The sequence below is a fragment of the Burkholderia sp. HI2714 genome (genome assembly GCF_002223085.1).
GTDB classification, from domain to species: Bacteria; Pseudomonadota; Gammaproteobacteria; order Burkholderiales; family Burkholderiaceae; genus Burkholderia; species Burkholderia lata_D.
In genome coordinates, this window is record NZ_NKFM01000036.1 from 1 (window position 1) to 26,732 (window position 26,732).

Genomic DNA, 26,732 nt, shown 5'->3' on the forward strand with positions numbered 1-26,732 from the left:
TGCCTGATGACCATAGCGAGTCGGTCCCACCCCTTCCCATCCCGAACAGGACCGTGAAACGACTCTACGCCGATGATAGTGCGGATTCCCGTGTGAAAGTAGGTAATCGTCAGGCTCCCTAAGCCAGAAACCCCCGCCCGAAAGGCGGGGGTTTTTGCATTTGCGCGGCGGAATGAAAAGGGACCGGGGTGGACAGCAGGCTGGATACAGCTCCGCGTTACTCCTCCCTCCAGGCACGTTTCGCTGCGCTGCACGTCAACCTGGCGGAAACCAAGGTGTCGAATGCGCCGACCAGGCCTCCAATGTTCTCGGCCTTTCGCAGTGCCGCACGTCAATCTGGCTGGAATCGGTGCGTCGAATGCGGCGACGCAGATCCTCACTGTTCTCGAGCGATCTACAGCGCTGCACTACTGAAATCTCCCGACGCTCTCTCTGTACCACATATCACTCGACCTCCAATTAGTCCCCATCAGACGTCGATTTATCCACGAATGGCACTGTAATGGCTGACGATGAGCGACGTTTGTCGAAAATGGCTAGTGATTGATATGTTCGCGATCGTCGACGCACACAACGAGCTCAGCGCCAAATCGTCATAAAAATCTATGCGCATAAAGTCCATTCGGGCGACATGCGCGGCAGAGCGGGATGCAAGCCCTTCGGGGTAATATCGCCATTCGTCCCGATTCCCGGCGCTTCCAGGCAACCGCGGGTGATCGGTTCCTCCGTATTCCGTCTCCTGCACAGTTCATGACTGACAGCCCAGCCCAAGGTGGTCGGACGACCGACTTCTTGCCGTATCTCGTCGCCGCGACGTTCTTCATGGAGTACCTCGACACGACCGTGATCGCGACCGCGCTACCGCAAATGGCGCGCTCGTTCGGTGTCGGGCCGAACGCGTTGAGCCTCGGGATGACGGCCTACATGCTGGCGCTGGCAGTGTTCATCCCGATCAGCGGCTGGATCGCGGACCGCTATGGCTCGCGCACGGTATTCGCCAGTGCAATCGTCGTCTTTACCGGTGCGTCGGTGCTGTGCGGGTTGTCCGAGGGTGTCGTGACATTCACCGCCGCGCGCCTGCTGCAAGGCGTCGGCGGGGCGATGATGGTGCCGGTCGGGCGCATGATCGTCGTTCGCAGCACCGAGAAAGCGAAGCTGATGCGCGCGATCGCGACGATCACGTGGCCAGGCATCGTCGCACCTGTCGTCGGGCCGCCGATCGGCGGCTTCATCACGACCTATGCGTCATGGCGGTGGATCTTCCTGCTGAACGTCCCGTTCGGCATTGCCGCACTGGTCTGCACCTGGCTGATCGTCCGGAACACGCGGGCCGACGAGCAACGGCCGCTCGACTGGCTCGGCTTCGTGCTCGCCGGGGGCGCGCTGACCTGTCTGCTGATCGGCACCGAAGCGGCCGGCCAGCAGGACGTCCACTTTACGCGCGCAGCCGTCCTGGTGGGTGCAAGCGTGCTGTTCGGCGTCGCCGCCTGGTGGCATGCACAACGTTGCGCGCATCCGCTGCTCGATTTCACGACATTGAAAGTGCCGACGTTCTCGGTGACCGTGATCACCGGGTCGATCACGAGGATGGCCATCAATGCCGTACCGTACCTGCTGCCGCTGCTGTTCCAGATCGGTTTCGGGCTGTCGCCATTCCAATCCGGCCTGCTGCTGCTCGCGAGTGCGCTCGGCAATCTCGGGATGAAGGCGGGAACGTCGTGGATTCTCGACCGCTACGGCTTCCGGCGCGTCGCTCTCGTCGACGTGACGATAGTCGGCCTCTTCACGATCGCATGCGGCTGGCTGACTGCATCGACGCCGCTGGTGATCACGCTGTTCGTCGTATTCGTCTACGGACTGACGCGGTCGATGCAGTTCACGACGCTCGCCACGCTCGCCTATGCGGATATCCCGGCCCGGCAGACAAGCGCGGCCAGCACGCTGTGGAGCGCTGCGCAGCAGATGACGATCGGGATGGGCATCGCGTTCGGTGCATTGTCGCTTCGACTCGCGGCGTGGGTGCGGGGCGATGCGGTCGGCATGCACTACGTACTCGACGACTTCCGCTGGGCATTCGTCGCAGCGGGCGTACTCGCATTGCTGACGTTGCCGGGCTATGCACGGCTCGCCTCCGATGCGGGCGACCGGCTGCGGGCAAATGTGGCGCGCGGCTAGGCCGGGTTTTCTGTCGACTGTGTGCGGCGACAGGTGAGCGTCTGGGCTCTCTGTCGGGCACTCCAAACATGGGCCCTGCGCGCAGCGACGGTTTGACGAGAAGCGAAAAGGTCATCTGTCATGGTGGCTGACCGAACTGACCGCCTGGTAATACCCGTTCGCGAAGAACCCTGATCGATCACGCGCGATTGGCACGCCGGATGCGCAGTATGTCCCGCGAAAATTCACCGGCGTGGCGGATGGCGCGGCAGCGTCGTGTTCGTTCCGATAGCCGTCACTGCGCGTCATGGAAGATGATGCCGACCGTGTGGCGATGGCCGCTCCGAATCCGGCTGACGCCGTGGCGCAGGTTGACGCGATAGACGCCGCGCGTTCCCTGCACGGGCCTGCCGTGCACGGCGAAGATGACGGCGTCGCCTTGTGTCAGCGGCACCACTTCCGCGCGCGACTGCATGCGTGGCCGCTGTTCCGTCAGCACGAATTCGCCGCCGGTGAAATCGCGGCCCGGCGCCGACAGCAGGATCGCGACCTGGAGCGGAAACACGTGCTCGCCATACAGGTCCTGATGAAGGCAGTTGTAGTCGTCGGCGCCGTATTGCAGGATCAGCGGCGTCGGTCGTGTCTGTCCTGCCGCGTGGCAGCGATCGAGGAAGGCCGTGTGGTCTGCCGGATAGCGGACGTCGATCCCGAGTGCCTTGTTCCAGCGATTCGCGATTGGCGCGAGATGCGGGTAGAGCGTCGCACGCAGCTCGGCGATGACCGCGGGGAGCGGATACGCGAAATACTTGTATTCGCCGCGACCGAACCCGTGCCGCGCCATCACGACGCGCGAGCGATAGCGTGCATCGTGCGGATAGAGCGATGCAATCGCCGCGCACTCGCTTGCCGAGAGCAGGCCGGGGACGCGCGCGCATCCGTAGCGATCGAGATCGGCATCGACAGTCGTCCAGTCGATCGCGTCGACGCGTGGCGCAATGTCGAGCGATTCGACGGCAGGTTGCAGGTCGGCAATGTTCACGGGCGTACCTCGGTTCGTCAGCAATGTGGCGCCATGCGGTCGTGCGGAATGCTTCGGGCATGTCGTCCGCACGGTTGAGTCCACGGCAAATGTTGATGAGCCCAGTCTACGGATGTCCATGCGCCGGCGCGCTCCAGATCTTGCGCTTCAATTCGGGAAAGGAATAGGGTGAGCGCTCGCGACGGCATGGGCGCACCGAGTGCCTCGACGAGTCGAATTGGAGAGGCGGAGAAGCGGAGAAACGAGGGTCGAATTTTCTACGGCGGGTGGCCGGCTCCTGCCGGGCCCCGCCGCATCACCGCTTACGCCACCGACCGGAACAGCCAATAGAGCCCGCCGGCAAGCACGATCGACGCCGGCAGCGTCAGCACCCACGCCAGCACGAGGCTGCGCACCGTGCCCCACTGCAAGCCCGACCCGTTCGCCGCCATCGTGCCCGCGACACCCGACGACAACACGTGCGTCGTCGACACCGGCAATCCGTACACGTCGGCCGCGCCGATCGTGAGCATCGCGACGAGTTCGGCCGACGCGCCCTGTCCGTACGTCAAATGCTGCTTGCCGATTTTCTCGCCGACGGTCACGACGATCCGCTTCCAGCCCACCATCGTGCCGAGGCCCAGTGCGATCGCGACCGCCACCTTCACCCACGTCGGAATGAACTTGGTCGCGTGGTCGAGCTGCTTGCGATAGTTGTCGATCGCGAGCTTGTCGTCGGCGGCGAACGCGGGCTGACCGGACTTCTCGATCAGGCGGATGGCTTCGGATACCAGATACATCGTATTGCGCACGTTGTCGACGTCACGTTGCGGCACGGCCGCCATCGAGCCCGATGCACCGACCGCGGTCGCGAGCGACGCGGACAACTGCTGCACGGCGGGGATCACGGCAGGCGTCAGTTGGCGATGCTGTACGTAAAGCTCGACGTCGGCACGCGGGTTCGAGGATGGTGCAACGCCGTTCGTGTACTTCCCGAACGTCGCGGCTGCCTGGTTCGCGACCGCCACGAAGGTCTGTGTCTCGGCCGGCGTGACGGCCTTGTTCAGCGCATAGGCGGTGGGCACCGTGCCGATCAGGATCAGCATGATGAGTCTCATCCCTTTCTGCCCGTCGTTCGAGCCGTGCGCGAACGACACGCCCGTGCAGGTCAGGATCAGCAGGCAACGAATCCAGAACGGCGGCGGCTGGTCCTTCGGCGGCTCCTTGTACAGCTCCGGAATCCGCACGAGGGTTTTCAGCACGAGCAGCAGCAGCGCCGCGCACAGGAAGCCGACGAGCGGCGAGAGCAGCAGCGACTTGCCGACGCCGAGCGCCTGGCCCCAGTCGACGCCGCTCGTGCCGGACGGCCCGTGCATCAGCTGGTTCATCAGCCCGACGCCGATGATCGACCCGATCAGCGTATGCGAGCTCGACGACGGCAACCCGAAATACCAGGTCGCGAGGTTCCATACGATCGCGGCGATCAGCAGCGCGAACACCATCGCGAAGCCCGCACCACTGCCGACCTGCAGGATCAGCTCGACCGGCAGCAGTTGCAGGATGCCGAACGCGACGGCGCCGCTCGAGATCATCACGCCGAGGAAGTTCCACAGGCCGGACCAGATCACCGCGACGTTCGGTGTCAGCGAGTGCGTATAGATCACGGTGGCCACCGCGTTCGCGGTGTCGTGGAAACCGTTGACGAATTCGAAGCCGAGCGCGATCAGCAGCGCGGCGCCGAGCATCAGGTACGGGAACAGCGATCCTTCGCGCATCGGCGACAGATCGTCGATCAGGTGCGTGGCGATATAGATCGCGCCGATCGCGAGCACCAGCAGGAAGACGGCATAGCCGAGCTGCTTGGTACGCTCGACGGAACCCGAATTGCTCGGGGCAGACGAAGCAGGCTGATTCATGACGGTATCTCGTAAGGGAACCGCGACCGATCCTAGCTTCGGCTAGCAGTCAGTTTGATGACAGCAGGGACAACGGACGGCGTGTCTTACAGCGACGTAAGGTGAACATCGCCAGGCAATTGCGGTACGACGCGACACGTCGGCTGGTGTCGTGGTCGATATCGCGAACGCAACATGGCAGGCTGCTACGGCGCAGTGTCGCGCCGATCGTCGTCGGCGATCAACGTCCATCCGTGCGGCGCCGCAGCGAATGTCGTGCACGACAGCGGTGCGACGTCGATGCGGGTTGCCGCGCCGGGATCCAGTCGCATGGCATGTGCGACGGCCGCGCGAACGATCGGCGCATGCGTGATGGCGACGATGTCGCGGCCGTGTTGCAGCGCGTTCAACCATGTGCCGACGCGGCGCATCGCTGCATCGAACGATTCGCCGCCGTGCGGCGACGCGCAGGGATCGCCGATCCACGCGCCCAATGCGTCCGGCATGTCGCGCGCGAGGTCGTGCAGCTGCTTGCCGCGCCAGTTTCGGTAGTCGATGTCACGCAGCGCGTCATCGATGTCGGCATGCAGGCCGAGCGCATCGGCGGTCTGCACCGCGCAGCGGGCCGGGCTGCACAGCACGAGCGCGCCGGTCACGCGTGCCCACCGGTCGCGCAGCGCCGCGGCGTCGGCGAGCCCGTGCGCGTCGAGCGGGTCGTCGTCGGGAAACGTACCGGTGCGCATTGCCCGGGTCGAGGCGTGTGCGATCAGGCGCAGCGAGGCATGCGTGTTCATGTCGTTTTTCGGATGATCCGGGACGAGTGAATTCGATCACCTGTCGCCGCTTCAATACGCGAACGTTCGCGCGTACAATTCGCCCGATACGAAACGCGGAAGCCGGTGCAATCCCGGCGCGGTCGCGCCACTGTAACCGGTGATCCATGATCCCGGAAGCCAGACCTGCCTTCGTACCCATCCAACATTTGTCGGGGCGCGATTCCCCTGAGGTGCATCCATGAGCGAAGCAGTGCTGAAGCCGGCGATCGTGCCGGCACCCATCCCCGTCCGCGAACTGTTGCCGTGGGCCGTGTTCGTCGGCTTGATCCTGTTGCTCGCGCTGTATTTCGTCGGTGCGGAACAAGGGGCGACGTCGCTCGTGCCGGGCATGTATGTCCACGAGTTCGTCCACGACGGCCGCCATCTGCTCGGCTTCCCCTGCCACTGACGCGGAGTTCACGATGGTCGGAAAGCTGCTCATGCGCGGGATGCTCGCAGGCATCGCCGCAGGCCTCCTCACGTTCGGTTTCGCGAAAATCGTCGGCGAACCGCAAGTCGATCAGGCAATCGCCTTCGAGGAGAAAACCGAAGCCGCCCGAGGCGAAGCGCCGGAACCCGAATTGGTCAGCCGCCACACGCAAGCCGGCCTCGGTCTGCTGACGGGCGTCGTGACCTACGGCGCGGCATTCGGCGGCCTGTTCTCGCTGGTCTTTGCGTATGCGTATGGCCGAGGCAGCCGTCTCCCGGCACGGCCGCTGGCTGCGTGGCTTGCACTGGCGTCGTTCGTCTCGCTCGTGATCGTGCCGAACATCAAGTACCCGGCCAATCCGCCGTCGGTCGGCGACCCCGACACGATCGGCTATCGCACGGGGTTGTTCTTCCTGATGATCGCGATCTCGGTCGCGACGATGGTGTTCTCGGTCAGCGTGCGCCGCCATCTGCTGGCGAAGCTCGGGCAGTGGAACGCGTCGATCGTCGCCGGGCTCGTGTTCGTCGCGATCATCGCGGCCGTGCAGATCGGGCTGCCGTCGGTCAGCGAGTTGCCGGCCGATTTCCCGGCGGCCTTGCTGTGGAAGTTCCGCGTGGCGGCCATCGGCATGCAGGTGATCATGTGGACGACGATCGGCCTGCTGTTCGGCGCATGGGTCGAGCGCGGCGAACGCATTGGCATGCGCGCCGCCTGACGCGCATCACCCCGGAGCGCGCCTGGCGCAGCATGCGCGGCGCGCTCCACGTCGATTCGCGCGCCAGCGCGACGAACGCGGCCAGATAGTCGATCGACGAGGCCGCGCTGCGCGAAGGGCTGCCGCCGCGCCGCGCGCAGTGGGGCGAGTACTTGAAGTGGGCGGTCGAATCGTTCCGCATCACCGCGAACGGCGTGCAGGAATCCGAACGAAATCGGACCGGGCGTGTACGACATTCATTCGCCGAACATCCCGACGCAGGCGCACATCGTCGGCCTGATGAAGAAGGCGGCCGAGCGGATTCCGGCGGAACGCCTGTGGATGAACCCGGACTGCGGCCTGAAGACGCGCCAGTGGGCGGAAGTGATTCCGGCGCTGACGAACATGGTCGCCGCCGCGAAGACGCTGCGCAACGCGGTGCAATAACGCGCGAAGGCTGCGTGCCGGCCGCCGCGATCGATGGTCGGGCGGCGCGGCCGGCGACGTGATTCATTCCGTGACGGGCTACGTGATCATGCGCGCTCGTGTTCGAGCGAGTCCGCGAGCGTCTCGGGTGATGGTGTCTCGGCAATGATGCGGCGTTCGCGTGCGAGGTCGAGCGACCGCGACAGCAGCCAGTACGCAGCACCCGCGACGACCAGGCCGACGAGCCACGCGATATCCACGCCGCCGAGCATTCGAGCGAACGGCCCGACGAAAATCTCGTGGTTCGCCTCGGCGTCGAAGATGTAGAAGAACGGCACCATCGCCGCGAAGCCGACGAGGTAGGCGACGATGCCGAGCGGTTGCCATGCGCCGTAGAGCCCGTTCGGCACGAAGAAATGCGCGATCGCATAGTGACCGCGGCGCACGAAGAAATAGTCGACGAGATTCACGGCGGTCCACGGCACGAGGAAGTAGAGCATCAGCGTCAGGAACGTCTGCAGCAGCGCGATGCCGTTGCCGCGGATCGCGAATACGCAGGCAAGCACGAACGTGCTGATCGCGATGATCGATGCAACGCGCGCGCGGCGCGTCGGCCGGATCGGCACGATCGAATCGACGGCGGTCAGTACGGTCAGCATCGCGCTGTACGCGTTGAGCGCGATGATCGGCAGGAAGCCGACCAGCGAGACGATCGCGATCAGCTTGCCGAGGCCCGGCATGAGTGACGTGCCGACGTCGTTCATCGCGACCAGCGCATCGGCCGCATGCAGCTTCTGCGCGAGCCACGCGCCGAGGCCGATCATCCAGGTGCCCGACAGCGACGCGCCGGCGAAGATCACGGCGATCAGCTTCGCACGGCTCGTGTTTTTAGGCAGATAACGCGAATAGTCCGACACATACGGTGCATACGAAATGTTGTAGCTCGCGGCGATCGCGAATTGCGTTGCGAACGCGATCCAGTTGAAGCCCGGCGCGGCAACCGGTGCAATGGTGGCAGGTGCCGGCGTCGCATGGCCGAACGCGAGTGCGAGTGTCACGAGCGCATAGAGCGGCAGCGTCGCGATCAGCGCCCACGTGAAGGTCCGATGCATCAGGTCGTGGCCGTAGATGGCGAGCAGCGCGCCCGTCGTCACCGCGGCGACGGCGACGAAGCCGCCGTCGATGCCGAATACGTTGTGCACGCCGTCGACCATCAGCGATACGTTGACGACGTTGAAGCCCACGAACACGAACAACGTCGCGAGCAACGCAACGATCACGCCGCGATAGCCGAACTGCGCGCGCGACTGGATCATCTGCGGCAGCCCCATCTCGGGCCCCTGCGAGCCGTGAAACGCCATGAAGATCGTGCCGAACATGATCCCGAGCGCGCCTGCGAGCGTCGTCCAGCCGGCGGACAGGCCCATGCCGGGCCCGACGAAGCCGATCGAGATCGTGAAGAAATGGAAGTTGCCGAGGAACCAGAACGGGCCCTGGCTGGCGAGCTTCGCGTGGCGCTCGTGTTCGGGAATGTAGTCGATCGAGTGGTGCTCGATCGCAAGGCCGGCCGATTCGGTGCGACCGAGATCGAGCGTGTCGGGGCGGGTCATGACGACTTGTCTCCTGGGTCGTGCGCGGTTCGGCAGTGCGACCGCGTGCGCCAGCCTGCCGCGACGTCTGCGTGGCAAGCGATGAATAGCGTGGAACCGGGAGGCGGTGCGACGCACCGCCGAGGCGTACAACGAAAAACGGGCAGGCGAAGTGCCTGCCCGTTGCGAGAGGTTACGCGGTGCGTGCGCCGCGCGGCAGCGGCGTTTCCTTCCGGTTCGTCGCGCCCGAATCGTCGATGCTCACGCGGCGCGAGATCAGCCACACGCACAGCGACGACACGATCGCGGCGCTCGTGTACTGGAGCGCGAGCGGCCACCATTGCGGCGCGGTGTTCTGCGCGATGATGGTCGCGACGAGCGGCGTGAGGCCGCCGGCGAGCGCGCCGCACACCTGGTATGCGATCGAGATCGCCGTGTAGCGGATGCGCGCGACGAAGATGCCGCTGACGAAGCCCGCGACCACCGAGTAGTAGCCGGATTCCGCGAGCGTCGCGAGGCCGACGCCGACCGTGATCGACAGCGGCGTGCCCATGTGCACGAGCGGCAGCATGACGAACGGGACGACCGCGGCCCATGCGCCGGTGATCAGCAGCACGCGCGTGGTGCCGAAGCGCTGCGCGAGGAACGCGGCCGCGAGCTGCACGACGAACTGCAGCACGGCGACGATCGTCATGCAATGCAGCACCATCGACCGGTCGAGCGACAGGAACTGCGTCGCGTAGCTGATCATGAAGATGTTGCTGAAATACACGCCGGCGATGCCGTACACGTTCGCACCGATCGCGAGCAGCAGCAGCGGCCAGTACTTGAGCGCTTCGCGCAGCGGCTTTTGCGCGATGTTGCCGCTCTTCTTGACTTCCTCGAACTCGGGCGACTCGGACACGCTCGCGCGGATCACGAAGCCGACGATCAGCAGTACGGAACTTGCCAGGAACGGCACGCGCCAGCCCCAGCTCATCATGTCTTCCTTCGACAGCGTGCTGATTGCGCCGAACGCGAGCATCGACAGGATCAGGCCGCTCGCGCTGCCGAGCTGCGCGAACGACGCGAAGAACGTGCGCTTGCCTTCCGGCGCATGCTCGCCGGCGAGCAGCACCGCGCCGCCCCATTCACCGCCGACCGCGATGCCCTGCAGCACGCGCATCAGCACGAGCAGGATCGGTGCGATCACGCCGGCTTGCGCATGCGTCGGCAGCAGGCCGATCGCGACCGTCGACACGGCCATCAGCATCAGCGTCGCGAGCAGCGAGCGCTTGCGGCCGAAGCGGTCACCGAGGTAGCCGAACATCACGCCGCCGAGCGGCCGCGCGAAGAAGCCGACCGCGAACGAACCGAACGACGCGAGCAGGCTGATGAAGCGGTTTTCGCCGGGAAAGAACAGCGGCCCGAACACGATGGCGGCGGCGGTCGCGTAGCTATAGAAGTCGTACCACTCGATCGTGGTGCCGACGAACGACGCGAGCGCCGCCCGCTTGGGTTGCTTGACGGAAGTCCCCATCTTTATGTGTGCTCCTCTGGAATCCTCTGATTTGGAATAGGTGGCGGCGCGGGGATCAGTCGCGGTACGCGACGCCCGGCAGCACGCACAGCAGCTCGTACGCGAGGTTCGCGCCGAGCAGCGCCGTGGTGCCGAACGGGTCGTACGGCGGCGCGACTTCGACGAGATCGCAGCCGACGATGTTCAGCCCCTTCGCGCCGCGGATGATCTCGAGCGCCTGCGGCACCGTGAGGCCCGCGATTTCCGGCGTGCCGGTGCCCGGCGCGTAGGCCGGATCGATGCCGTCGATGTCGAAGCTGATGTAGACGGGCGTGTCGCCGACGCGCGCGCGCACTTCTTCCATCAGCGGCGCGAGCGACTTGTTCCAGCACTCCTCGGCCTGGACGACGCGGAAGCCCTGCTCGCGGCACCAGTCGAAATCCTCGGCGGCGTAACCCGTGCCGCGCAGGCCGATCTGCGTGACCTTGTCGCCGTGCAGCAGGCCTTCCTCGACCGCGCGGCGGAACGGCGTGCCGTGCGCGATCTTTTCGCCCATCATCGTGTCGTTCACGTCGGCGTGGGCATCGACGTGGATCAATGCAACCTTGCCGTGCTTGCGGTGGATCGCGCGCAGGATCGGCAGCGCGATCGTATGGTCGCCGCCGAGCGTGATCGGCTTGCAGTCGTGCTCGAGGATCGCGTCGTACGCCGCTTCGATGCGCGCGATGGAATCGTGCAGGTTGTACGGATTGATCGCGACGTCGCCGATGTCGGCGATCTGCAGCGAATCGAACGGTGCCGCGCGCGTGGCCATGTTGTACGGGCGCAGCAGCACGGATTCGGTACGGATCTGGCGCGGGCCGAAGCGCGCGCCGGTGCGGTTGGAGGTGCCGAGATCGAACGGCACGCCGACGAAACAGGCGTCGAGGCCTTCGGCGCTCGCCACGTGCGGCAGGCGCATCATCGTCGCGATGCCGCCGCAGCGCGGCATTTCATTGCCGCCGAGCGGCTGGAAATGGGTGTGGTCGTTCATGGCTGTCTCTTCCGATGTGGGGTTGCCGTATCATGCGACGCGGCTTGACGCACAGTTTTACGCGCTCGGCCCGGAAAGAAGAATGCGAAGATATCGACGTAAACATCGATTTTCATCGATGTATGGAAGGGGATGAACGTGCTGGGGAATCTGTCGACCCTCGATCTGCGGTTGATCCGCGTGTTTCTCGCGGTCACGGACGCGGGTGGCGTCTCGGCCGCGCAGGCCGTGCTGAATGTCGGGCAGTCGACGATCAGCGCGCAGCTGTCGTCGCTCGAGACGCGGCTCGGCTACCGGCTCTGCGAGCGCGGCCGCAGCGGTTTCCGGCTCACGCCGAAGGGCGAGCGCTTCCATGCGATGAGCCGCAAGCTGCTCGCGGCGCTCGACGAATTCGGGATGGCCGCGCGGCACATGGACCGCCAACTGGTCGGCACGCTGCACATCGGCCTGATCGGCCATACACCGGTGAGCCAGAACGCGCGGATCGCCGAGGCGATCGCCGCGTTCCGCACCCGCGACGAGGCCGTGCGTTTCTCGATTTCCGTGCGCGCGCCGGGCGATCTCGAGGAGAAGCTGCTGAGCGACGAGATCCAGATCGCGGTCGGCTACTTCTGGCACCGCGTGCCGACGCTGCACTACACGCCGCTGTTCATCGAGCGCCAGGTCGCGTACTGCGGGCGCGGCCATCCGCTGTTCGACGGTGCCGGCGCGCTGACGCCGGCCGACGTCGCGGGCTTCGAATGGGCGTGGCGCTCGTATCCGCTGCCCGAAGCGCAAATGTCGACGACGCCCGACCGCGTGACCGCGACGGCCGACAACATGGAGGCCGTCGCGCTGCTGATCCTGTCCGGGCACCACCTCGGCTATCTGCCGCAGCACTTCGCGGCGCCGTACGTCGCGCAGGGGCTGCTCACGCCGCTCAATCCGGAGCAGCTGCGCTACGACGTGACGTTTCACATGGTCGTCGCGCGCAACGGGCGCGGCAATCCGCTCGTGGAAGCGTTTCTCGAGGATCTCGAACACGCGCACCAGCCGCCCGACATCGCATAGGCTGCCGGCCTCAACAATGTGGACGAGTGTTGTGGCAACGTGCTCCGACGCGGCCCACATCGATCGGTGTCGAAGTGACGAACCGGGCGACGGGTTCGGCTTGCGTGTGCCGACCGCCCGGCGGCATCACGGCACCGGCAGCCCCGCGTCGTGCTTGACCTCGCGCAGCGACAGCGCCGATTCGATCGACGTCACGCCCGGCAGCATTCGCAGCGATTCGCGCAGGAACGTGCCGTAGTCGTCGAGGTCACGCGCCACGACCTGCAGCAGATAGTCGGCCGTACCCGCCACGTTGTGGCACGCCAGGATCCGCTCGATGCCGAGCACCTCCCGCTCGAAGCGGTCGGCGGTCTTGCGGTCGTGCGTCGCGAACCGCACGAGCACGAATGCGACGACACCGAAGCCGAGTGCCTGGCGCGACAGCTGCGCGCGGTAGCGCTCGATGTAGCCGTCGTTTTCGAGGCGCTTCAGGCGCCGCGCGCAAGGGGTCTCGGAAAGACCCACGGAATCGGCGAGGCGGGCGATCGGCAGGCGGCCGTCGCGCTGCACCGCGGCGAGGATGGCGCGGTCGGTTTTGTCGAGTTCGGTCATGTTGGCGGAATCCTTTTCTGGATTTCGAGATTGTGGCGGATTCCCCTATGGATCGCCAATCCTGAACCAAAGATGGCCAATAATCCCTCGCCCTCTGGCGGCACCATATCGTCGTAAGAGGACAGGGGCAGACCATGATTTCCACGCATTTGCTGTTGATTTATCTCGCCGCGCTGGCGGCCGTCTATGCCGTGCCGGGGCCGGACATGGCGCTGGTGCTGCAGACCAGCATCGGCCGCGGCGTGCGGCCGGGGATGGCGGCGGCGGCCGGCCTGTCGCTCGCGCGCACCGCGCACGTGACGCTGTCCGCCTGCGGCGTCGCGGCGCTGATCCGCAGCGCGCCGTGGCTGTACGAAGTGATCCGTTACGGCGGCGCGCTCTATCTCGCCTATGTCGCGATCCAGGTGTTCCGTTCGCCCGTGTTCGCGCTCGGCGACGGCGATGCGGCGGCGACGGCGGGCGAGCTGCGCCAGTCGTTCGTGAAGGGTCTGCTCACCAACCTGCTGAACCCGAAGGCGCTGCTGTTCTGCTCGGTGCTGCTGCCGCAGTTCGTGCGCCCCGAGGCCGGGCCGGTCGTGTTGCAGATGTTCGAGCTCGGCGCGCTGCTGGTGGCGGCCGGCGTGTGCTTCGACCTCGCGTGCGTGTTCGGCGCGTCGCGGATCGCCGCGTGGATGCGCGCGCATCCGCTCGCGCAGACGGTGCAGCGCTGGACGTTTTCCGCGGCGCTGATCGGCTTCGCGCTGCGCCTGTCGATGGACTGAGTACCGATGCTGTGTCGCGCCGTCGCGGGTCGCGCGGCGCGTCGCCGCACCCGAGGCAGGCCGCGCGCAACGCCGGCCCGCGCGTGCGCCCCGTCGCGGAAGGGCGTGCGCGAAAATCGTCTGACTGTTCTAAACTCCCTGTTACTTCGCGCTGCGCGAACCCGACCGACCGAACGGAACCGTCTCCCGCCGGCCCTGTCCGATTGCCTGGTTGTTCCGTGCAACGCGGTACCAAGGAGGGTCTGAACATGGCAAGGCATCTTCACGCCGACCGTGAACCCCGAATCGTCGCCGAGTCCAAGTGCCTCGGCCCGTGCGATCCGGCAGAACGCATCCACGTCACGATCATGTTGCGGCGGCAGGAAGAAGGGCAACTCGATACGCTGCTACACCAGCTCGCCACCGGCGACGCGCAAGCGAAACCGGTGTCGCGCGCAACCTTCGCGCAACGCTTTTCCGCCAATCCCGACGACATTCGCAAGGCCGAGGACTTCGCGCATCGTCATCAGCTGACGGTCGATCGTGTCGATCCGGTCGAAAGCGTCGTGGTGGTGTCCGGCACGATCCAGCAGTTCGAAGCCGCGTTCAGCGTCAAGCTCGAGCGCTTCGAGCACAAGTCGATCGGCCAGTATCGCGGCCGCTCCGGCCCGATCGCGCTGCCCGACGAACTCGGCGATGCCGTCACGGCCGTGCTCGGCCTCGACAGCCGTCCGCAGGCGCGGCCGCACTTCCGGCTGCGGCCGCCGTTCAGGCCCGCGCGCGGCGGCGCGGCGGCCGTCACGTTCACCCCGATCCAGCTGGCATCGCTGTACGGCTTCCCGGCCGGCGACGGCGCCGGGCAATGCATCGCGATCATCGAGCTCGGCGGCGGCTATCGCGCGGCCGACATCCAGCAGTATTTCCGCGGGCTCGGCATCACGACGCCGCCGACGCTCGTCGACGTGAACGTCGGCACCGGCCGCAACACGCCGACCGGCGACCCGAGCGGCCCGGACGGCGAAGTCGCGCTCGACATCGAGATCGCCGGCGCGATCGCGCCGGCCGCGAAGATCGCCGTCTACTTCGCGCCGAACAGCGACGCGGGCTTCATCCAGGCCGTCAACGCGGCCGTCAGCGACACGACCAACAAGCCGTCGGTGATCTCGATCAGCTGGGGCGGCCCGGAAGCGATCTGGCAGGCGCAGTCCGCGCAGGCGTTCAACCGCGTGCTGCAGGCGGCGGCCGCACAGGGCATCACGGTGTGCGCGGCATCGGGCGACAGCGGCTCGGGCGACGGGCTGCAGGACGGCGCCGATCATGTCGACTTCCCCGCATCGAGCCCGTACGTGCTCGGCTGCGGCGGCACGCAGCTCGACGCGTTGCCCGGGCAGGGCATCCGCAGCGAGGTCACGTGGAACGACGAGGCGGCCGGCGGCGGCGCGGGCGGGGGCGGCGTCAGCACGCTGTTCGACCTGCCGTCGTGGCAGCAGGGGCTGAAGCTCACGCGCGCCGACGGCAGCAGCACACCGCTCGCGAAGCGCGGCGTGCCGGATGTGGCGGGCGATGCATCGCCGCAGACGGGCTACGAAGTGTCGATCGCGGGCACGGCCACGGTGATGGGCGGCACGAGCGCGGTCGCGCCGCTGTGGGCCGCGCTGATTGCACGGATCAATGTGGCGGCCGGTGCGACTGCCGGCTGGGTCAATCCGGTGCTCTACAAGAATCCGGGTGCGCTGCGCGACATCACGCAAGGATCGAACGGTACGTACGCGGCCGCGCAGGGCTGGGATGCGTGCACGGGCCTCGGCAGCCCGAACGGCGCGCAGCTCGCCGCGATCCTGACGCGCAAGCCGTCGAGCTGACGGCCGCGGGACACGTCTTTCCGTATGGCGCGGGCTTCCTGTCCGCGCCTTTTTCTCACCTCCAGGAGCAGCACGATGGGCATCGATTCCGCATCTTCCGGCGGCGTGTATCCGCTGCATCACGGCGACCACAACTCGCATGGCGTGCCGCCGACCATCAACCCGGTCGCGCTGAGCCACGGGCGCGACCAGCCGTTCTTCGATCCGGTCGCGTACGGCAACGGCCCTGACGACTCGGTGACCGACACGACCGAGGCGGCCGCGATCACGCATCACACGATCCTGATCGACGGGAAGCGCATCGCGTACACGGCGACGGCCGGCCATCTCGTGACGGTCGACCCGAGCAGCTCGCAGCCGGCCGCGAAGCTCTTCTACGTCGCGTTCACGGCCGATGGCGCGAAGGAGGAAACGCGGCCCGTGACGTTCTTCTATAACGGCGGGCCGGGCTCGTCGTCGGTATTCGTGCTGCTGGGCTCGTTCGCGCCGAAGCGCATCAAGACGTCGATGCCGGGGTTCACGCCGCCCGCGCCGTACCAGATGGAAGACAACCCGGACAGCATGATCGATCACAGCGACCTGGTGTTCATCAACCCCGTCGGCACCGGCTATTCGGCAGCCGTCGCACCGAACAAGAACCGCGACTTCTGGGGCGTCGACCAGGATGCGAATTCGCTGAAGCAGTTCATCAAGCGTTACCTGACGAAGAACAACCGCTGGAATTCGCCGAAATACCTGTTCGGCGAATCGTACGGCACCGCGCGCAGCTGCGTGCTCGCGTACAAACTGCACGAGGACGGCGTCGACCTGAACGGCATCACGCTGCAGTCGTCGATCCTCGACTACCGGCAGGCCGGCAACCCGGTCGGCGCGCTGCCGACCGCGGCGGCCGATGCGTGGTATCACAAGAAACTCGGCGTCACGCCGGCGCCCGCCGACCTCGGCGCGTTCGTCGAGGAAGTCGCGCAGTTCGCGCGCACCGACTACCTGACCGCATTGCGCAACGTGCCGCATGCCGACCCGGCCGCGGTGAAGAAGCTGTCGCAATACACGGGCATCGACACGGCGACGCTGCAGACGTGGGGGCTCGACATTGCGGGTTACAACGCGCGCGGCAATTCGCTGTTCCTGACGACGTTGCTGCAGGCGCAGGGGCTGGCGCTCGGTTCGTACGACGGCCGCGTGACCGGGATCTCGTCGGGCATCGCCGGCAAGATCGACCCGAACTCCGGCGGCAACGATCCGACGATGACGGCGGTGACGGGCGTCTATACGGCGATGTGGAACAGCTACCTGAACGAGCAGTTGAAGTTCACGTCGAGTTCCGCGTTCACCGACCTGAACGACCAGGCGTTCCAGAACTGGGATTTCCACCACACCGACCCGACCGGCGCGCAGCAGGGCATCGACGCGCAGGGGAACGTGATCCTCTATACGGCCGGCGATCTCGCGGCGGTGATGGCGTTGAACGTCGACCTGAAGGTGCTGTCGGCGAACGGCCTCTACGATTTCGTCACGCCGTTCTACCAGACGGTGATCGACCTGCAGCAGATGCCGCTCGAGGATCAGAAGGTGCGGCAGAACCTGTCCGCGCGTTTCTATCCGTCGGGGCACATGGTGTATCTCGACGGCGGCTCGCGCACCGCGCTCAAGCGCGATCTCGCGGCGATGTACGACGCAACGGTCAGCGATACGGGTGCGCGGATGCGGATTCGTGCGCTGCAGGCGACGAAGACGGGCGGGCACGCGTAGCGGTGCCCGTCGGCGGGACGCCGCGCGCAGCCGTGACGGTGCGCGCGGCGTTATTTTTCAGCGTGGGCGGCCGGCTTATGCCGACGGCCAGTCGAACATCGTGTACGGCAGCGCGCGCTTGTGGCGCGACGCGTCGTAGAAGCGCAGCACCGTTTCGTACACGCGATCGGCGACCGGCTTGCCTTCGAGGAAATCGTCGATCTCGTCGTAGGTGACGCCATACGCGTGCTCGTCGGGGCGCAGCGGGCGCAGCTCCTCGAGGTCGGCCGTCGGCACCTTCATCACGATCAGTTCGTCGCCGCCGAGCGCACGGGCCACCGCGCGCACGCGACGCTTGTTCAGCCCCGCGAGCGGCAGGATGTCCGCGCCGCCGTCACCGAACTTCGTGAAGAAACCCATCAGCGACTCGGCCGCGTGATCGGTGCCGATCACGATGCCGTGCCGCGCGCCGGCCACCGCGTACTGCGCGATCATGCGCTCGCGCGCCTTGACGTTGCCGTGCACGAAGTCCTGCTGGGCCGGCGTCTCGAACGCATGGCCGGACGCGACCAGCGCGCCGAGCATCGCGTCGGCGGCCGGCTTCACGTTGACGGTCAGTTCCTCGTCCGCGCGGACGAACGCGAGCGCGCGCTGCGCATCGGCTTCGTCGTTCTGCACGCCGTTCGGCAAGCGCATCGCGATGAAGCGGGCGTCGTAGCCGCCGGCGCGCAGCTTTTCGACCGACAGCTGTGCGAGCCGGCCGGCCGTCGACGAATCGACGCCGCCACTGATGCCGAGCACGTAGGTCCGCAGGCCGGTCGAACGAAGGTATTGCGCGAGGAACTCGACGCGGCGGGCGATTTCGGCCTCGGCGTCGAAGTGCGGGGCGACGTTCAGTTCGGCAATGATCGCGCGTTGGCGGCTGGCGTAATCGGCGGATGTCATGAAAGGAGTTCCGGAACGAAATCAAGGCGCCCATCATAAGCGCAATCGCGCCGCGGTGCCGCGCCGGGCGTGCGTTTCGGCGATTTCGCGTTGCTTCGGCGAGACGGGCCGCCTCGCCGTGGTGCACGGTGCGCCGGGCGGGTGCAACGATGCCGCGTAACGGGCGTTCGCGCGGCCGGTATTCGATGCACGTGGCGGCCGGCATGCATGCACCCGAGCGACCGCACACACGGGCGGCCGCGTCAGCGCCGCGCGAGCACGACGCCCACCAGCGCGAGCGCGAAGCCGGCGAGCTGGATCGCCGCGAGCGTTTCGCCGAACAGCCAGTAGCCCTGTAGTGCCGCCAGCGGCGGCGCGAGAAACAGCAGCGACGTCGCGCGTGCGGCATTGCCGCGCCGCAGCATCCACATCAGCATCGTGACCGCGCCGCCGGACAGGAACACGACGCCCCACACGAGCGACACCCACAGCGCCGGCGCGCCGATCCAGCGCGTCTCGTGCAGCAGCGCGACGAAGACGGCCGCGACGATCGCCGCACCGAAGTTCTGGATGGCAACCGCCGTGCGCAGGTCGCTTTGCGCGAGCTTGCCTTTCTGGTACAGCGAGCCGGCCGTGATCGACCCGACCGCGAGCACCGAGACGGCGACGACGAGCCACGCCGGCGCGGCGCCCGGCGGCGGCGCGACGCCGCCCGTGACCTTCGGCGCCAGCACGAGCGCGACGCCGGCGAGGCCGAGCGCCATCCCGAACCAGCCGCGCGCCGGCAGGCGCTCGTTGAACAGCGGGACGGCGAGCACGGCGGTGGCGAGCGGCTGCAGTGCGCCGAGCAGTGCCATGACGCCGGCGTTCAGCCCTTGCGCGACGGCCCAGTAGCTCGCGCCGAGATAGACGCCCTGCAGCAGCGCGCCCGCGATCAGGTGGCGCGGCCATTCGCGGCGGGCCGGCCACGGCGCGCGGGAAACGAGCGCCACCACGCCGAACAGCGCGGCCGTGCCGGCGAAACGCGCGAGCAGGAACAGGTTGGGATCGGCGTAGGGCTTGATTGCGCGCGCAACGATGAAGCCGGTGGACCAGAGGGCGACGAAAGCGGCGGCGACGAGCGAGGTCAGCATGCGTGGCGGGCCGCGACGCGGCCGGACAGAATCGTGAAGTCGGCCAGTATCGGGGGAAGCGCTGCGGGTGTCTTGTCGAATCCTGCACTCATGCTGCGTGCCGCGTATGCGGCCGCCGGTGCCGGAAGAAGGCGGGGCGCCGCCCCGGGACGCGGAGCGGGCGAGCGTGAAGCCGCGGAGATCAGTCGATCGAGAACGTGTCGAGCGGCTGGTTGGCGCGTGCGTCGGTCGCGAAGCGCGCGGCGAGCTGTTCGTAGAGCCGGCGGGCCTCGTCGAGCGTCAGGTCGATCCAGTACGGATCGCCGGCCGCGTCGTTGAGACGTTCGGGCGGAAACTGGATTTCGATCACACTGCCTTTGCGATACATGGCGCGAGCCCCTTTGCTTGGTCTGTCGTTCGGCGAAGCGCAAAGTGTAGCAACCGGCGCCGCGCCGATTCGCGCGCGTCAGGCAATACAGAATTTCCCTTTCGTGAAACGCGGCCCGGCGGGTTTCCCGGCGCAGTCAAATGCCCGTCAAACGGCCGTAATACAATGGGCGGCTTACCCATTACCAGTCGCCTCGGGCGCACACGCGATGCTGGCGGAACAACGTCATCAATTCATCCTGTCGGAACTCGGACGGTCGGGCGCATTGTCGGTCGCGGAACTCGTCCGCTCGCTCGACGTGTCGCGCGAGACCGTGCGGCGCGACCTGAACGCACTGGCCGCACGCGGCCTGCTCGTGATGACGCACGGCGGCGCGCTGGCCGCGGATCGCCGCGAGCCGAGCCTGTCCGAGCGCGAAGCCGCGAACGCGGAGGCGAAGCGCACGATCGGGCGGCGCGCAGCGGAGTTCGTGCCCGACGATGCATCGGTGCTGATCGATTCGGGCAGCACGCCGCATGCGGTTGCGCTCGCGCTCGCCGACCGGCACCGGCTGTCGATCTATACGAACGACTGGCGCACCGCGTTCGTGCTCGCGCGGCGCAACGGCAACCGCGTGACGCTGCTCGGCGGTGAGCTGTCCGACGACGAGGACGCCACCTTCGGGCTCGACACGATCCAGCAGCTTGCGCAGTACCACGTCGATTTCGCGTTCGTCGGCGCCGGCGGCATCACGCCCGACGGCGAATGCACCGATTACTCGCGGCTCGCGGCCGAGGTGCGCAGCCGGATGATCGCGGCGGCCGGCACCGCGATGATCGTCGCCGATCATTCGAAATTCGGCCGCGTGACGCCGGTGCGGATCAACGGTACCGGCGCGGCCCGCTATCTCGTGACCGAACGCGCGCCCGACAAGGCCGTGCGCCGCGCGCTGACCGCACGCGGCATCGAGCTGCTCGTGTGCGACTGACGCGCGTCCGACATACAAGGTTCATCGAACCGTCATTCGCAGGGAAGATCCGCCGTCAAGACTGACCCATTCACCTCGACCGGCCGCCAGGCCAGGGAGCAACGAATGACCGTCAGCGTGCGCAGCTATCTTTCCCCCACCCTGGTCTTGCTGGCCTTCGACTGGCCCGACGCGGCGTCGCGGTCCGATTTCCTCGGCTTCGCGATCCGGCGCACGCCGGGCTTCTGGTCGGCCGACGGCAAGACGCGCGCGCCGAACAGCTGGCTGCCGAACCGCCTGACGTTCGATGGCCCGGCCGCCCACACGCAGGGCGATGCGCCGACCGACCAGGCGCCGATCCAGAAATTCATGTGGTGGGATGCACGCATCGATCCGCAGGATCGCGGTGCGGCGTTCCGCTACGACGTCTATCCGGTCGTCGGCACGCCGGCGAACCTGCAGGTGCTCGACGCGCAAGCCGGCGTGTGCGACGTCGTGCTGCCCGCGCACATCGAGGACGGCATCGGCACGTGGTTCAACCGTGCGGTGGTCAGCTCGCAGGCCTTCGCGAAGCAGGTGGCGGCGCTCGGCCTCGCGCCGAATGCGGCGCCGAGCGCCGCGCAGGCGCTGAAGCTGCGCACGTGGCTCGCGAACGACATGGAGCAGGTGTTCGCGGAGATGCTCGACCCCGCGTCGCGCGCGGCGTCGGCCGTCTATCACCTGACCGACACGCTGTGGGCGCTGCCCGCGTTCGAAGCGTTCGGGCGCACGCACGGCGAAGCGTCGCTCGCGATCGTCTACGACGCGCACACGACGGCGCGCAAGGGCAAGCCGCCGCTGCCGTCGCCGAACCAGCCGGCCGTCGATGCGCTGCAGGGTCTCGCGACGCTCGCGCCGCGCGACAAGACGCACATCATGCACGACAAGTTCATCGTGACCGATGCGTCGTCGAATGCGGTGCCTTCGCGCGTGCTGACCGGTTCCGCGAACTTCACGACCGAAGGGCTCACGGAGCAGGCGAACGTGCTGCACGCGTTCGACTCGCCCGAGCTCGCCGTGCTGTACAACGATCGTGCGCATGCGCTGGCCGGGAATCCGTCGATCGCGGAGACGGCGCGGCTGTCGCCGGGCTGGTCGGAACCGGTGACGATCGGCAGCGCGCAGGTGCGGCTCGCGTTTTCGCCGGAGCCGGCGGGGCAGCGCACCGAGATCGACACGATCGTCGCCGCGATCGCGGCCGCGAAGCATTCGGTGTCGTTCTGCCTGTTCATGCCGACCGACGCGGCGCTGCGCGACGCGTGCTTCGCGGCCGGCGACCGCGGGCTGATGATGTTCGGGCTGGTGAACAAGATCAACGTCGGCAGCGCGACGAAGGCCGATGCCGAGCAGCAGGCCGGCCAGACGCTCGATGCCGCGACGCTCGCGAACCTCGAGCTGTATCACCGCAGCCGCGACAACCACGACGTGATCGATGCCCAGTATTTCTCGCCGGCCACCGTGCCGCAGGGTTTCGAGCCCGAGCTGCGCCTCTTTCCGGGTGAACCGGCGCCGGCTTTTCCGCCCGTCGCGATCCATCACAAGTTCATCGTGATCGATGCGGAGGGCGCGAATCCGGTCGTCTATACGGGCTCGGCGAACATGAGCCGCAATTCCGAGCAGTACAACGACGAGAACCTGCTCGAGATCCGCGACCAGCGGATCGCGGCGATCTATCTCGCGGAATTCCTGCGGCTTTACGAGCACTATCGCGCGCGGGCACTGGCGATCAATGCGAAGCAGCGCGGCACGGACGGCGGCACGGGCGCGCATGCGCGGCTTGCGCTTGCGCCCGATTCGAGCTGGGCGAAGAAGTATTACGTGGCGGGAAGCCCGGAAGAGAAGGCGCGGATCGCACTGGCGTCGACCGCGCCGACGGATTGACCCACGCGAGAACGACGGGCGCGGATGTCGCGCGCCCGGCTTGAATCTGGCCGGGAAACCGGCTGATGCCGCCGTTTATGCGGCGACGTAGCGCAGCACGGCGTCGGCGATCGTGTCGCGGTGCCGCACGCGCAGGCGCGGCGCCGACGGATCGCGGCCGAATGCGGCGCCGAACGTGTAGCGGTTCGACACGCGGTGGAAGCAGAACGAACTGATCAGCAGGTGCAGGTCGAACGCGTCGATGTCCTTGCGGAACGCGCCGCTTGCCGCGCCGCGCTCGACCAGTTCCTCGAGCGTCTTGATGATGCTGACGTTGCGGTTCTTGAACGACTTGAGCTGTTCGAGATACTTCGCGCCGTGGATGTTCTCGATCGACACCAGGCGAACGAAGTCGCGATGCTTGTCGTGATAGTCGAACGTGAATTCGACGAGGCGGCGCATGCCCTCGCGCGGCTCCATGTCGCCGACGTGCAGCTCCTGCTCGAGTGCGCGGATGTCGCCGTACACCTTCTCCAGCACGGCCTCGTACAAGCCTTCCTTGCTTTCGAAGTAGTAGTAGAGCATGCGCTTCGTCGTGTTCGTGCGCTCGGCGATGGCGTCGACGCGCGCACCGGCGAGGCCCATCGCGGAGAATTCCTGCGTGGCGACGTCGAGGATGTTGCGCTTGGTTTGCTCGGGATCGTATTTGCGCCGCGCATCGGACGGAAGCGCGCGGGTGTCGGACGTGGCGGCCTTGCTTCCTGCTTTCATGTGAATTTATTGTGGCTTCGGCGGCTTGGAAAAGCCATTCTAACATGTGGGAAATCCCCGTCCGGCCGACCTTCCGCTCTAATCGGCAGGGCGGTTTCTGCCGCCGTGGCCGCCGCTCAGCGGCGGCAGGATGCGAGCGCGTCGCGGGCCTGGTACGCCGTATACGTGAGTTGCGCGGCGGCAAGGCCCGCCAGCCCGAACGTGCGCGTGAGCCCGAACGCGTTGAAGCCTTCCGGCACCGGCCGGCCTTCGGCCAGCGCGGCCGCGAGCGCTTCGCCGGCCACCGTGGTCGGCGCCATCCCGTGGCCGCCGAACGCGATCGCGTGCCACACGCCGTCCGCGTCGCGGCCGATCTGCGGCATCTTGTGCCGCGCATAGCTCATCAGCCCGCCCCACGCGTAGTCGACCTTCACGCCCTCCAGTTGCGGATAGACGCGCAGCAGGTCGCGCCGCAGCAGGCGCGCGATCGCGTCGGGGCCGCGGTCGAGCACGGAGATCCGGCCACCCCACAGGATGCGCGTGTCCTTCAGCGGGCGGTAATAGTCGAACGCGAAACGCGTGTCGTAGATCGCGTACGGTGCGTCGATCGCGTCCGGCAGGCGTGCGCCGAGCGGTTCGGTCGCGATCACGTAGGTCGCGATCGGCAGCACCGCGCGCTCGATGCGCGGCGACACGCCGCGCGCGTAGCCGCCACCGGCGAACACGACGTCCTTCGCGCGCACCGTGCCCTGCGCCGTGCGCACGACGTACCCGGCGCCTTCGCGCGCGATGCCGAGCGCGGCCGAGCGTTCGTACACGCGTGCGCCGCCGTGCGAGGCGGCCGCCGCGACGCCGAGCACGTACTTGAGCGGATGGAAGTGGAACGCGTTCGGCTCGAACAGGCCGCCGTAGTAGCGCTGCGTCTTCAGCCGCTTGCGCAGCGCGTCCGTCGAAACGGGTTCCCAGTCGACGCCGAGTTCGTCCTTCATCAGCGTGCGCACGCTGTCGAGGCGGGAAGGATCGTCGAACCAGTTCGCGAGCATCACGCCCTGGTCGACGATGTCGCAGTCGATCCCGTAGCGTGCAATGCGCGCGCGGATCAGGTCGACCGCATCGACGGTGAGCCGGTACAGCCGGCGCCCTTCGTCGCGGCCGAGCGTGCGCAGCAGGTCGGCGTTGTCGAGGCTGTAACCGCCGAAGACGAAGCCGCCGTTGCGGCCCGATGCGCCGAAGCCTACCCGTTCGCTGTCGAGCACGACGACGTCATGCACGCCGCGCTCGACGAGGCCGAGCGCCGTGCACAGGCCGGCGAGGCCACCGCCGACGATGCAGACCTGCGTGTCGATCGTGCCGGTCAGTTGCGGGTAGGGCTGGCGGGTAACGGTGGCTTCGTAGAAGTTCTGCATGCGATTTCGTTGACTCTTGACGGCGGAAAAACAGGCGGCGCGCGTCGATCTTGCCTGAACGTGCGCGCCGCGTCGAATGGGGCGGTGTCGGGGCGCCGGCCGCCGTGTTCGCATGGCGGCAGGTGCGATCCGGGTTGATCCGGGCCGATCCGCGCGATCAGGCGCCCGGCGTCGGGTTGGCCGGCCGGGCGACGTAGCCCGCGTAGCCGGCTTCAGCCTGCGGCGCGGATTCGGGCGTCGCGTTGCGTTCGATCCAGGGAGCGATCTCCATGTCTTCGTAGCGCACGAGACGGCATTTGCGCACGATCGCGTAGCCGAGCCAGATCGCGAGGAAGAACGGCAGGCCGATGTAGGTCGCGGCGACGCCGACCCAGTCGATCTTGTCGGAGAGGAACGCCTGGTAATCCTGGCCGAGCGCGATCACCGCGCACAGCGCGAACGCGAACAGCGGACCGAACGGGAACCACTTCGACCGGTACGGCAGCTGGTCGAGCCGGTAGCCCTGCTTCAGGAAGCCCTTGCGGAAGCGGTAGTGGCTGACCGCGATGCCGAGCCACGTGATGAAGCCGGCCATGCCCGACGTGTTCAGCAGCCACAGGTACACGGTCTTGTCGCCGTACAGCGACGTGAGGAAACACAAGGCGCCGACGGCCGTCGTCGCATACAGCGCGTTGCGCGGCACGCCGCCGCGCGACAGCTTCGCGAAGATCTTCGGCGCACGGCCTTCGACCGCGAGGTTGTAGAGCATCCGCGTCGATGCATACATGCCCGAGTTGCCGGCCGACAGCACGGCCGTCAGGATCACCGCGTTCATCACGCCGGCGGCGAATGCGAGGCCCGCGTGGCGGAACACGAGCGTGAACGGGCTCACGCCGATGTCGGTCACGTCGCTCTTCAGCAGGCTCGGGTCGGTATAGGGAATCAGCACGCCGATCACGAAGATCGCCAGCACGTAGAACAGCAGGATGCGCCAGAAGATCTGGCTCACCGCGCGCGGGATCGTCGTGCGCGGATTTTCCGATTCGCCGGCCGCGACGCCGATCATTTCGGTGCCCTGGAACGAGAAGCCCGCGATCATCGCGACGCCGAGCATCGTCGCCCAGCCGCCGGCGAACGGCGCGTCGCCGATCGTGAAGTTGCCCCAGCCCGCGCTCGGGCCGCCCTGCATGATCCCGAAGATCATCAGCAGGCCGACGCCGACGAACGCGAGCACCGTCAGCACCTTGATCAGCGCGAACCAGTATTCGGCTTCACCGAAGCCGCGCACCGACAGCGCGTTGAGCGCGAAGATCAGCGTGAGGAACAGCGCGCTCCACCAGACGCCCGGCACGTGCGGGAACCAGTAGTTCATCACGAGCTGCCCGGCGACGAGCTCCACCGCCAATGTCACGGCCCAGCTGTACCAGTAGTTCCAGCCGAGTGCGAAGCCGAAGCCTTCGTCGACGAACTTCGCGCCGTAGGTTGCGAACGAGCCCGACACGGGCATGAACGCGGCCATTTCGCCGAGGCTCGTCATCAGGAAATAGACCATCAGGCCGATCACCATGTACGCGAGCATCGCGCCGCCGGGGCCGGCCTGCGAGATCGACGCGCCGGACGCGACGAACAGGCCCGTGCCGATCGAGCCGCCGATCGCGATCATCCGCAGATGGCGTGCCTGCAACGCACGGTGGAGGGACGGCTTCGCGGGCGGCGAGCCGGAGGGGCGGGGCGAATCGGGGCGGGCGTCTGAATGCATGGCGGGCGCTGGGCGCTGTCTCCGGGATTGTTTTTCGGTGACG

At 67.1% G+C, this 26,732-nt stretch carries 22 protein-coding genes, 1 rRNA gene, 1 pseudogene and 1 riboswitch; of the genes and pseudogenes, 11 read left to right on the top strand and 13 right to left on the bottom strand.

Annotated elements, in window-relative coordinates:
* Window positions 1-2 precede the first annotated feature (2 nt).
* Window positions 3-115 (top strand): 5S ribosomal RNA (rrf, locus tag CFB82_RS20225).
* A 635-nt stretch (window positions 116-750) separates the two neighbouring features.
* Window positions 751-2,175, top strand: coding sequence for a DHA2 family efflux MFS transporter permease subunit (locus CFB82_RS20230; RefSeq protein WP_089485023.1), 1,425 nt, complete (start codon window positions 751-753; stop codon window positions 2,173-2,175).
* A gap of 274 nt (window positions 2,176-2,449) precedes the next feature.
* On the opposite strand, the gene CFB82_RS20235 is transcribed toward CFB82_RS20230, so the two are convergent.
* The 3 genes from CFB82_RS20235 to CFB82_RS20245 form a co-directional block, all read right to left on the bottom strand.
* Window positions 2,450-3,193 carry a 2OG-Fe(II) oxygenase gene (locus CFB82_RS20235; protein WP_089485024.1) on the bottom strand — a complete coding sequence of 248 codons (744 nt, stop codon included), beginning with the start codon at window positions 3,191-3,193 and terminating at the stop codon, window positions 2,450-2,452.
* A gap of 302 nt (window positions 3,194-3,495) precedes the next feature.
* Complete coding sequence (locus tag CFB82_RS20240) at window positions 3,496-5,088, bottom strand: inorganic phosphate transporter (protein WP_089485025.1); 1,593 nt, start codon at window positions 5,086-5,088, stop codon at window positions 3,496-3,498.
* 185 nt (window positions 5,089-5,273) lie between these two features.
* Window positions 5,274-5,861: a histidine phosphatase family protein gene (locus CFB82_RS20245; protein WP_089485026.1), complete on the bottom strand. Its 588-nt coding sequence runs from the start codon at window positions 5,859-5,861 to the stop codon at window positions 5,274-5,276.
* 49 nt (window positions 5,862-5,910) lie between these two features.
* Window positions 5,911-6,048, top strand: a riboswitch (cobalamin riboswitch).
* Window positions 6,049-6,081: 33 nt separating this feature from the next.
* Here CFB82_RS20245 and CFB82_RS20250 point away from each other — a divergent pair.
* From CFB82_RS20250 to CFB82_RS20260, 3 genes and pseudogenes are all read left to right on the top strand, one after another.
* Window positions 6,082-6,291, top strand: coding sequence for a CbtB domain-containing protein (locus tag CFB82_RS20250; protein WP_089485027.1), 210 nt, complete (start codon window positions 6,082-6,084; stop codon window positions 6,289-6,291).
* A gap of 13 nt (window positions 6,292-6,304) precedes the next feature.
* Window positions 6,305-7,027 carry a CbtA family protein gene (locus CFB82_RS20255; RefSeq protein ID WP_089485028.1) on the top strand — a complete coding sequence of 241 codons (723 nt, stop codon included), beginning with the start codon at window positions 6,305-6,307 and terminating at the stop codon, window positions 7,025-7,027.
* A 92-nt stretch (window positions 7,028-7,119) separates the two neighbouring features.
* Window positions 7,120-7,453: pseudogene (locus CFB82_RS20260) on the top strand (5-methyltetrahydropteroyltriglutamate--homocysteine S-methyltransferase); the annotation flags it as partial.
* 86 nt (window positions 7,454-7,539) lie between these two features.
* On the opposite strand, the gene CFB82_RS20265 reads toward CFB82_RS20260, so the two are convergent.
* The 3 genes from CFB82_RS20265 to speB all read right to left on the bottom strand — a co-directional run bounded on the left by CFB82_RS20265 (window position 7,540) and on the right by speB (window position 11,552).
* On the bottom strand, window positions 7,540-9,042 hold the full coding sequence (locus tag CFB82_RS20265) for a purine-cytosine permease family protein (RefSeq protein ID WP_089485029.1): 1,503 nt from the start codon (window positions 9,040-9,042) through the stop codon (window positions 7,540-7,542).
* Between the two features lie 172 nt (window positions 9,043-9,214).
* Entirely contained in the window at window positions 9,215-10,540 is a 1,326-nt protein-coding gene (locus tag CFB82_RS20270; RefSeq protein ID WP_089485030.1) for an MFS transporter, read from the bottom strand.
* Between the two features lie 55 nt (window positions 10,541-10,595).
* Window positions 10,596-11,552 (bottom strand): agmatinase, encoded by a 957-nt coding sequence (gene speB, locus CFB82_RS20275; protein ID WP_011353980.1) that lies wholly within the window; start codon window positions 11,550-11,552, stop codon window positions 10,596-10,598.
* A 138-nt stretch (window positions 11,553-11,690) separates the two neighbouring features.
* On the opposite strand from speB, the gene CFB82_RS20280 reads away from it, so the two are divergent.
* Window positions 11,691-12,602 carry a LysR family transcriptional regulator gene (locus CFB82_RS20280; RefSeq protein WP_069253045.1) on the top strand — a complete coding sequence of 304 codons (912 nt, stop codon included), beginning with the start codon at window positions 11,691-11,693 and terminating at the stop codon, window positions 12,600-12,602.
* Window positions 12,603-12,728: 126 nt separating this feature from the next.
* Here CFB82_RS20280 and CFB82_RS20285 read toward each other — a convergent pair whose 3' ends face one another.
* Window positions 12,729-13,193 carry an Lrp/AsnC family transcriptional regulator gene (locus CFB82_RS20285; protein ID WP_046549763.1) on the bottom strand — a complete coding sequence of 155 codons (465 nt, stop codon included), beginning with the start codon at window positions 13,191-13,193 and terminating at the stop codon, window positions 12,729-12,731.
* 134 nt (window positions 13,194-13,327) lie between these two features.
* On the opposite strand from CFB82_RS20285, the gene CFB82_RS20290 reads away from it, so the two are divergent.
* From CFB82_RS20290 to CFB82_RS20300, 3 genes are all read left to right on the top strand, one after another.
* On the top strand, window positions 13,328-13,954 hold the full coding sequence (locus tag CFB82_RS20290) for a LysE family translocator (protein ID WP_089485031.1): 627 nt from the start codon (window positions 13,328-13,330) through the stop codon (window positions 13,952-13,954).
* Between the two features lie 248 nt (window positions 13,955-14,202).
* Window positions 14,203-15,795 (top strand): S53 family peptidase, encoded by a 1,593-nt coding sequence (locus CFB82_RS20295; protein WP_089485032.1) that lies wholly within the window; start codon window positions 14,203-14,205, stop codon window positions 15,793-15,795.
* Between the two features lie 75 nt (window positions 15,796-15,870).
* Window positions 15,871-17,547, top strand: coding sequence for a S10 family peptidase (locus tag CFB82_RS20300; protein WP_089448346.1), 1,677 nt, complete (start codon window positions 15,871-15,873; stop codon window positions 17,545-17,547).
* Window positions 17,548-17,622: 75 nt separating this feature from the next.
* Here the strand turns inward: CFB82_RS20300 and nadE are convergent, their stop codons facing one another.
* From nadE to CFB82_RS20315, 3 genes are all read right to left on the bottom strand, one after another.
* Window positions 17,623-18,471 (bottom strand): ammonia-dependent NAD(+) synthetase, encoded by an 849-nt coding sequence (gene nadE / locus CFB82_RS20305; RefSeq protein ID WP_089485033.1) that lies wholly within the window; start codon window positions 18,469-18,471, stop codon window positions 17,623-17,625.
* A 242-nt stretch (window positions 18,472-18,713) separates the two neighbouring features.
* Complete coding sequence (locus CFB82_RS20310) at window positions 18,714-19,583, bottom strand: DMT family transporter (protein ID WP_089485034.1); 870 nt, start codon at window positions 19,581-19,583, stop codon at window positions 18,714-18,716.
* 181 nt (window positions 19,584-19,764) lie between these two features.
* Window positions 19,765-19,950: a hypothetical protein gene (locus CFB82_RS20315; RefSeq protein WP_006480515.1), complete on the bottom strand. Its 186-nt coding sequence runs from the start codon at window positions 19,948-19,950 to the stop codon at window positions 19,765-19,767.
* 208 nt (window positions 19,951-20,158) lie between these two features.
* Here CFB82_RS20315 and CFB82_RS20320 point away from each other — a divergent pair, with 208 nt between their 5' ends.
* Both CFB82_RS20320 and CFB82_RS20325 read left to right on the top strand, forming a co-directional pair.
* The gene (locus tag CFB82_RS20320; RefSeq protein WP_069252505.1) at window positions 20,159-20,917 is read left to right on the top strand and encodes a DeoR/GlpR family DNA-binding transcription regulator; all 759 of its coding nucleotides are present in this window, start codon (window positions 20,159-20,161) and stop codon (window positions 20,915-20,917) included.
* Between the two features lie 105 nt (window positions 20,918-21,022).
* Window positions 21,023-22,816 carry a phospholipase D-like domain-containing protein gene (locus CFB82_RS20325; protein ID WP_089485035.1) on the top strand — a complete coding sequence of 598 codons (1,794 nt, stop codon included), beginning with the start codon at window positions 21,023-21,025 and terminating at the stop codon, window positions 22,814-22,816.
* 75 nt (window positions 22,817-22,891) lie between these two features.
* Here the strand turns inward: CFB82_RS20325 and CFB82_RS20330 are convergent, their stop codons facing one another.
* The 3 genes from CFB82_RS20330 to CFB82_RS20340 all read right to left on the bottom strand — a co-directional run bounded on the left by CFB82_RS20330 (window position 22,892) and on the right by CFB82_RS20340 (window position 26,689).
* On the bottom strand, window positions 22,892-23,566 hold the full coding sequence (locus tag CFB82_RS20330; RefSeq protein WP_069252503.1) for a TetR family transcriptional regulator: 675 nt from the start codon (window positions 23,564-23,566) through the stop codon (window positions 22,892-22,894).
* A gap of 116 nt (window positions 23,567-23,682) precedes the next feature.
* Complete coding sequence (locus tag CFB82_RS20335) at window positions 23,683-24,951, bottom strand: NAD(P)/FAD-dependent oxidoreductase (protein ID WP_089485036.1); 1,269 nt, start codon at window positions 24,949-24,951, stop codon at window positions 23,683-23,685.
* A 157-nt stretch (window positions 24,952-25,108) separates the two neighbouring features.
* On the bottom strand, window positions 25,109-26,689 hold the full coding sequence (locus tag CFB82_RS20340) for an amino acid permease (RefSeq protein ID WP_089485037.1): 1,581 nt from the start codon (window positions 26,687-26,689) through the stop codon (window positions 25,109-25,111).
* Window positions 26,690-26,732 lie beyond the last annotated feature (43 nt).

Coding starts and splice junctions, on each gene's coding strand:
- CFB82_RS20240 (WP_089485025.1), bottom strand. CDS start 5,088: ATGAATCAGCCTGCTTCGTCTGCCCCGAGCAATTCGGGTTCCGTCGAG.
- CFB82_RS20320 (WP_069252505.1), top strand. CDS start 20,159: ATGCTGGCGGAACAACGTCATCAATTCATCCTGTCGGAACTCGGACGG.
- CFB82_RS20325 (WP_089485035.1), top strand. CDS start 21,023: ATGACCGTCAGCGTGCGCAGCTATCTTTCCCCCACCCTGGTCTTGCTG.
- CFB82_RS20255 (WP_089485028.1), top strand. CDS start 6,305: ATGGTCGGAAAGCTGCTCATGCGCGGGATGCTCGCAGGCATCGCCGCA.
- CFB82_RS20245 (WP_089485026.1), bottom strand. CDS start 5,861: ATGAACACGCATGCCTCGCTGCGCCTGATCGCACACGCCTCGACCCGG.
- CFB82_RS20335 (WP_089485036.1), bottom strand. CDS start 24,951: ATGCAGAACTTCTACGAAGCCACCGTTACCCGCCAGCCCTACCCGCAA.
- CFB82_RS20295 (WP_089485032.1), top strand. CDS start 14,203: ATGGCAAGGCATCTTCACGCCGACCGTGAACCCCGAATCGTCGCCGAG.
- CFB82_RS20250 (WP_089485027.1), top strand. CDS start 6,082: ATGAGCGAAGCAGTGCTGAAGCCGGCGATCGTGCCGGCACCCATCCCC.
- CFB82_RS20310 (WP_089485034.1), bottom strand. CDS start 19,583: ATGCTGACCTCGCTCGTCGCCGCCGCTTTCGTCGCCCTCTGGTCCACC.
- nadE (WP_089485033.1), bottom strand. CDS start 18,471: ATGACATCCGCCGATTACGCCAGCCGCCAACGCGCGATCATTGCCGAA.
- CFB82_RS20340 (WP_089485037.1), bottom strand. CDS start 26,689: ATGCATTCAGACGCCCGCCCCGATTCGCCCCGCCCCTCCGGCTCGCCG.
- CFB82_RS20330 (WP_069252503.1), bottom strand. CDS start 23,566: ATGAAAGCAGGAAGCAAGGCCGCCACGTCCGACACCCGCGCGCTTCCG.
- CFB82_RS20315 (WP_006480515.1), bottom strand. CDS start 19,950: ATGTATCGCAAAGGCAGTGTGATCGAAATCCAGTTTCCGCCCGAACGT.
- CFB82_RS20290 (WP_089485031.1), top strand. CDS start 13,328: ATGATTTCCACGCATTTGCTGTTGATTTATCTCGCCGCGCTGGCGGCC.
- speB (WP_011353980.1), bottom strand. CDS start 11,552: ATGAACGACCACACCCATTTCCAGCCGCTCGGCGGCAATGAAATGCCG.
- CFB82_RS20265 (WP_089485029.1), bottom strand. CDS start 9,042: ATGACCCGCCCCGACACGCTCGATCTCGGTCGCACCGAATCGGCCGGC.
- CFB82_RS20230 (WP_089485023.1), top strand. CDS start 751: ATGACTGACAGCCCAGCCCAAGGTGGTCGGACGACCGACTTCTTGCCG.
- CFB82_RS20270 (WP_089485030.1), bottom strand. CDS start 10,540: ATGGGGACTTCCGTCAAGCAACCCAAGCGGGCGGCGCTCGCGTCGTTC.
- CFB82_RS20285 (WP_046549763.1), bottom strand. CDS start 13,193: ATGACCGAACTCGACAAAACCGACCGCGCCATCCTCGCCGCGGTGCAG.
- CFB82_RS20300 (WP_089448346.1), top strand. CDS start 15,871: ATGGGCATCGATTCCGCATCTTCCGGCGGCGTGTATCCGCTGCATCAC.